At 20.8% G+C, this 7,394-nt stretch carries 4 protein-coding genes; all 4 read right to left on the reverse strand.

Annotation, left to right across the window (positions count from 1 at the left end; genetic code table 11):
* Positions 1-23 precede the first annotated feature (23 nt).
* The 4 genes from pheT to ACTCUI_RS01660 all read right to left on the reverse strand — a co-directional run bounded on the left by pheT (position 24) and on the right by ACTCUI_RS01660 (position 6,210).
* On the reverse strand, positions 24-2,411 hold the full coding sequence (gene pheT / locus ACTCUI_RS01645; RefSeq protein WP_463431156.1) for a phenylalanine--tRNA ligase subunit beta: 2,388 nt from the start codon (positions 2,409-2,411) through the stop codon (positions 24-26).
* A 51-nt stretch (positions 2,412-2,462) separates the two neighbouring features.
* Positions 2,463-3,494 (reverse strand): phenylalanine--tRNA ligase subunit alpha, encoded by a 1,032-nt coding sequence (gene pheS / locus ACTCUI_RS01650; protein ID WP_463431158.1) that lies wholly within the window; start codon positions 3,492-3,494, stop codon positions 2,463-2,465.
* Positions 3,495-3,918: 424 nt separating this feature from the next.
* The gene (locus ACTCUI_RS01655) at positions 3,919-5,283 is read right to left on the reverse strand and encodes a 2-hydroxycarboxylate transporter family protein (RefSeq protein ID WP_463431159.1); all 1,365 of its coding nucleotides are present in this window, start codon (positions 5,281-5,283) and stop codon (positions 3,919-3,921) included.
* A gap of 258 nt (positions 5,284-5,541) precedes the next feature.
* Positions 5,542-6,210, reverse strand: a complete 669-nt coding sequence (locus ACTCUI_RS01660; protein WP_463431160.1) for a hypothetical protein — start codon at positions 6,208-6,210, stop codon at positions 5,542-5,544.
* Positions 6,211-7,394: the final 1,184 nt, after the last annotated feature.

Genomic DNA, 7,394 nt, shown 5'->3' on the forward strand with positions numbered 1-7,394 from the left:
ATTTCTCCATACTATTTTTTTAATTATCTTAATTTAGCTTTATAAATTGTTTTTATTTTTTCTTCTATTCGAGTCATAATATTATTAACAGATTCTTTAAATAAACTTTTATTTTTGTTATTAAAAACAAAACGAAAAGATAAAGAATGTTCTTCTGAAGATGATTTATTATCTTCATAAAGATCTAATAATTCACATTTAATGAAAATATCAGACATCTCATTTTTTAAAGTTTGAAAAATCTCTTGAAAAGAATATTTTTTTGAAACAAAAAAACTTAAATCTCTGGTAATAGAAGGAAATTTAGTAATTTCTTCAAAAATAATTTTTTTAGAATTATTCAATAAATTATTATCTAAAATTATTTCTAAAAGAAAACTATCTTTTAAATTATACGAATCTCTTACAACAGGATGAACTTCTCCAATAAAACCAATTTTTTTATTTTTATATAAAATATTAGCTTGTTTACCGGGATGCAAACTAATATAAGAAGAAGTTTGTTGTAAATCTAATTTACAACCTAATAATAAACCTATTTGTTCTAAAGCCCCTTTTAAAACAAAAAAAGAACCAACTATATTATCGGGATTACTCCATCCGAATGAACTGATATTACCGCTTAAACCTAACGATAAATGTAATTGTTCTGATTGAGGCAAATAAACTTTACTTATTTCAAAAAAAGCATTATTATAATTATTATGTGTTTGATTATAACTTAAAATTTCGATCATACTACCACTTAAATATTGTCTTAAAACAATATTTTCTTGAGAAATAGGTTTAGCTACTTGTAAATGATCTTGATTTTGTGAAAATAAATTAAAATTTTTAAAACTAACTAAACTATAAGTAATAATTTCATAAAAACCTAAATAAGTTAATAAATCTTTTAATTTATATAATATTTCTCGTTTTTTATTTATTAAATAATTTTGCGGAAGATTTATAATGGATCTTTGTAATTTATTAAATCCGTATACTCTTATTATATCAGAACAAACATCTTCGGGCGTCAAAACATCATAACGTCTTAAAGGTGCTTTAACTTTTAAAACCTTATTATTCAATATTTCTATTTCGTAATCTAATTTTTTTAAAAACATCTGAACTTCTTCTAAAGATAAATCTACACTTATTTTATTTTTAATAAATTCTAAAGATAAAGATATGTCAGGATTTTGATGATATTTAATTTTTTGAGACACAATATCAGAAATAATAGATTCTTTATTTAATTGTTGTAAAAGAAATCCAGCTCTCTTTAAAGCTTGAAGAATTAAAGAAGAATCAATGCCTCTATTTAAACGTAAATTTTTTTCATTTTTTTTATTAAATTTTTTATTCGTTTTAGCAATATAAGAAGAATTTAAATAATAAGAACTAATAATAATTTTATGAGTATCTTTATTAATAATATTGGAAAAAAAAGTAGGAAAACCTAAAAGAGATAAAATCTTTGAACCGCTAGCGACAACAATATCTTCTTTATCTAACGAAATATTTTTATTTGAAATAACTGAATTATTCACTTCTGTTTCAAAAGCGTTTCTAATTTGAATTTGATTTTCATTTAAATAGGATACATCTAAAATATCTAAAGGAATACCATATTCTAGTAAAACAAGATTTGTAATATCTATAATATTATTAACAGGAGTTATACTATGATTAAAAAGAAAACTTCTTAACCATAAAGGAGATGTTGTTACTTTAATATTTTGCATATAAAGCATATGATATTCTCGACAATGATCGTTTTGAATTTGAATTTGAAAAGGATTTTTAGTTTGTTGAATATGTTCTAATGACAAATCAAAATCATTTAATTTAGCTTTATTATAAATAGCCTTTAAATCTTTAACAAAACCTATATAAGATAAAAGATCTCCTCTATCAGGAGTAATATTTAATTTTAAAAAAAAACCTCTTAAATTCAAATAATCTAAAACATTTTCACCAACAGGAGCATCATCATCTAAAAGTAAAATTCCTTTTTTCTCTTCCTCTGTTAAAACATCATAATTTAAACCTAATTCTTGAGCAGAACAAATCATTCCCTGAGATTCTATGCCTAAAATATTTTTTTGTTGAATACTAGTTTTAATAGTTTTTAAATAAGCTCCGATAGTAGCTACTGCTACTTTTTTGCCTTGAACTAAATTAACAGCACCACAAATAATTTTTAAACAAGTTTTTTTAATATCAACAGTAACTAAAGAAAGTTTTTTGGAATCAGGAATTTTTTCGAATTTAACAATTTGGCCTATTATTAAATGATTATTAGACTCCAACACAGAACATGTATTAATTTCGGTAATATTATTATTAATTAAATCCTGTAATTCATTGAAATCATAATTTTCAAGAGAAAGATATTTTTTTAATTTTTGTTCGTTAATTATCATTTTTATATCCTTTAAAAATTTATATAATTTGAGTTATTTTTATGGAAAAAATCAAATAAATTGATTTAAAAAACGAATATCATTATTATAAAAAGATCTAATATTTTTTATATTATGCTTTAACATTGCAATTCGTTCAATACCCATACCAAAAGCAAAACCACTATATTTTTGGTTATCGAAACCTCCATTAGATAAAACTTGAGGGTGGATCAATCCAGCTCCGAGTATTTCTAAATAAAATTTTTTTTTATCGGGGCCTTCCATAATTAAATCGACTTCAACACTAGGTTTAGTAAAAGGAAAATAAGAGGCGCGAAATCTAAATTTTTGTTCATTTCCAAAAATATATTTTATAAAAGAAGAAATAATTTCTTTTAAATCTATTAAACTAATATTTAAATCAATCACAAAACCTTCTAATTGAGTAAATTGATGACTATGAGTATCATCATCTTTATCTCTTCTATAAACTTTTCCTGATGAAATAATTTTTAAAGGTTGATTAGGAGATTTTAACATAGTTTGAATTTGAACAGCTGAAGTATGAGTTCTCAAAAGACATTCTGGACTGTTTTTTAAATAAAAAGAATCTTGCATATCTCTAGAAGGATGATCTTTGGTCATATTTAACATTTCAAAATTATATAAATCTGTTTCTATTTCCTTACCTTCATGAATGAAATAACCTAAACTTAAAAAAAATTGTTCTATTTCTTTCAAAGTTTGGTTTAAAGGATGCATACAACCTTTAGGAAACCTAAAAGCAGGTAAAGTAACATCTATTTTTTCTTTTTTTAATTTATTATTTAAAATTTGACTTTCTAAAAAAATTTTTTTTTCTTTAATTAAAGTAATATTTTTTTGTTTAGATAAAAAAATAATTTTTTTTAAATTTGTCTGAATGTCTAAATCAAAACAATTAACTTTTTTTAAAAGTTCTATAAAAATTCCTTTTTTGCCAAAATATTTTATTTCTAATTCTAATATTTGTTTTATTTCATTAATTTGTTTTAAATCTTGAACTATGTTTGTTTCTATTTCGTTAAGTATTTGATTTAATTCTGTAATATTTTGATACATACAAATGTACTCCTTTTTATTTTGGCATGAATACAAAAAAGTTTTTTTAAAAAATTATATATATTTTTATTTTCAAAAAAAAATGATTTTAGTTACATAAATATATTATAATATTATATATAATAATAACAAAAATAAAAAATTTACTTTCAATAAAAATTGAAAAAATATTAAATCTTTTTATCATATTAATTCATTCATTTTTGACGCATTAAATTAAATGATTTTCGTTTCATTTTTTTATTCAAATCTTTTAAAAAAAATATTATTTTCCTTATAAAAAATACAAATATAAAAAAAATAAAAAATAATTTAAACTCGTATATAATAATCATAATGAGAAAAAATAAAAATCTTTTAAAAGAAAAAAACCAACTTAAAAGTTGGTTTTTTTTAATAAAAAAATATTTTATATTATAAAAATTTAATTCATGTATATATATTGAAAACCAAAAGTATAAATAATATACATAAGAGGACCGACTGTTCTAGTAGCTATCATAGCAAATGGTAATAAATCCATTCTATGACTTATAGACATAATCCCTATATTACCGGTTCCTCCCACACTATAAGACGATAAACCAGATGCTAAAGATGCCTCTAACGGATAGAAACCAAAAGATTTAGCTAACGTAAATGTTAGTACGATAACTACTAACAAAGAAACACTCACTAATAAAAAAATATGCCATTTTAGAATACATTCTTTTAATATTTCAAATTTTATAGTTAAACCTAATCCAGCTAAAATAGGAGAAGTAAAATTAGTAGACATAAATTTACCCGCTTGCGAAACATAATCTTGATAAATTTGAGGGATTAAATGAAATATTTTTATTAATATCAAGAAAATAATAACATATACCATGGCATCCATTTTACTAAATAATAAAACATTAACCATACTTCCTAAAGAATATAAAGCGAAAATAATTAATAAACCACTTCCTAAATTTTGATATTCTAAAGGTTTATTAATAGGTTTTTTAACAGATATTTTGTTATTTTCTAAATTTCCGTTCCCACTATATTTAGTTTTATCAAATAAAACATATAAAACCCCTGCGAAAAAAATACTTAAAACTCTAGCAAGTATTAAAGGAGCTATAATAATACTCCTTATATCATCGTTGCTCAAATTTGGAGAAAATGCTTTAAGATAAACATTGTTAGCAAAACCATTTATTCCTAAATTAGTCCCGCCATTTGTTAAAGGAACAAAAATAAAAAAAATAGAATCCCAAAAAGAACCTCGAGTTTTATCTGAGAATGATGATGGACAAGGAACTTTTAATAACCATCCCAAAAAACCAGTTATGATCAAGGCCCCCAAAACAGCTATTAAAGTCAAAGGAATAAAACGTAACATAGATCTTTTTAATAAATTTTGATCTACACTCAAAATACTGCCTGCAATAACTATAGTAATAAAAAATTGAGAAAACTGAATACCCACTTGATCAGATGTTTTTGGTTTATTAAAAAAATATTGATTAAATTTATTACTTATATCTTTATTAATAATTCCTTTGTATACCAAAAAAGAAGGAACAAGAATACAAAGTAAAAAACCTAACCCAAATTTATTGAAAAAAGGAATTTTCTCTCCAACAAAATTTAACAAAATACCTAAAGACATCATAATCAATAAAGGTATTAATAAAGGATGCCAAAGTTTATTTATATCATGCGATTTTAAACTTATTAAAAAAATGTTTAAAGCCGAAATACAAACAATAACTAGAAATATAAAAAAATTTAAACCAAAAATTTTAATATTCTTCATAACAAAATTATTTTATTCTTTCTTTTTGATTTAATTTATTTTTGTTTTTTAAATTCTAAATTAATAAAATTTAGAATTTCAACATTTAAAAAGTACAAAAATAAATATATCTTATTATATAAATAAATTGATTAACTGTCAATTGTTTATAATTATGTTTAAATAGCATCGTGATAATTTCTTTTACAAACAAAAAAACCAGTTATTAAAAACTAATATTTTCGTATTAAAAATTTATTTATATCATAATCAGAAAAATCAAGTTGCTTTATATAATGTTAAATTAGTTGTTATTAAATTAATTTTAGGATGATTTTCAGAATAATACTCGCTTACTGGTAATAATGGTTGTTTATTACATAATAAACATGCTTGAAGATATTGTTTTTCGCCCATAGTACTTACTCTTTTACTTAATTGTAATTTTAAATTATTAGAATTCCTATAATTATATAAATTATGTTCTTCCCCCGAAGCATCTTTTAATAAATTTATAGATGAATTAGGTTTTAATTCTAAATTCTTTAAATTAAAAATTATACTTAAATTAGATTTGTTTTTAAGTAAATTTAAGATATCTTTTGTATCCATTTGGAATTCTTCTTCAGGTTTTCCTTTTAAATTATCAATTTTATAATAACATTTTTGTGTGTCCGAATTTATATTTATCTTTTTAAAAAAATCACTTTCATTAGGTAATTTTGTTGTATCAGAATTTGGATATGAAATTTCATTTTCAGATAATTGTTGATAAATCGGTTCATGAAATTCTTGTTCTATATTAGTTGTATCTATATTTGCTGTATTTATTTTATTTTTATCTGTTGATTCTTTAAGAATAAAAAAATAAATTAAATAAAGTAATATAATTATTAAAAAAACTATTATTACAATTTGAAATTGTTTCTTATAATTTTTATTTGTCATAATATATTTAATTACCACCTTATAATTTATTGTTATTTTGTATAATTAAATTTTTAAAAAAATAATAAAAATTTAAACAAATAATAAATAAAAAATAAAATATAATGATAAAAAATATAATAATGATAAAAATAAAGTATAAAAATAAAATGAAATATAATAATAGTAATATAATTAAAAATTACTACTAAATATAATTATAAACAATAAAATACAAATAAATAAAATTTAATTTTGAAATTTAAAATATTACAAATAATGAGAATTATAAAATCCATAAAATTTTTTTAAAATAATAGAATAAATTAAGAAATATGAATATAATATTTTTGTATTTTTTTAGAAAAAATAAATCATTTTATTTTTTTAACTAAATATTTATCCTTTATTTATATACAATTACAAAATTTTAAAAAAGTTATCTTTTGTAAAAATTTCCAACTAACAAAATTTTTAAAAAATTAAAAAACTATTGTCATGTTAAAAAATTTTATTTAATTTCAATAAAAAAGTCAAAATATTTTTATAAATGATAGATATTTAATTGTCATTTTTTAGTTTTTATTATTATCATAATATAATTTTAATTTTGCATTTAATTCAGGATCAATATTATATATTATAAACTTATTTAAAATAATAGTATAAAATGAGGTATATCAATCTTACTTTTATGTTTTATTACGATGTTCAATAAATCAGTATTTAATAATTATTCTGATTTTCTATTGTTTTTGTTTGTATTAGATAACTTTTCAATTATTTCTTTATTAATCGAATGCAAAAATAGTATTACTGCTTCTTCATAAGGGCTTTTTTTCTTTTTTTAATAAGTTGATCTAAAAATTTTTTACGTTCTTCTTTATTACCAACTTTATAAGCTGTTTATTTTGATGAAGGCGAAAGAATAGTTCACCAAAATACTTCCTTAGCTGATTTATTAAAATTATCTGATCGTACTAAAAAAATTTATCTTTTTACTTTTAAAACTCAAAAAAATATCGAACATATCACTTTACCCATTTCTTTTGATCCGTATACTGAAATGAGAAATTGGAAAAGAGAACATCATTTTATTGATTATCGACCTTTAATTAAAGAAAGTGATTATCAATATGAAGGAGATATTTTAAAACATACTTTCGAAACAAATACGCATATCTCTATCATCTTAGCGGCCCAAT

This window comes from Brinjal little leaf phytoplasma, from assembly GCF_978563805.1.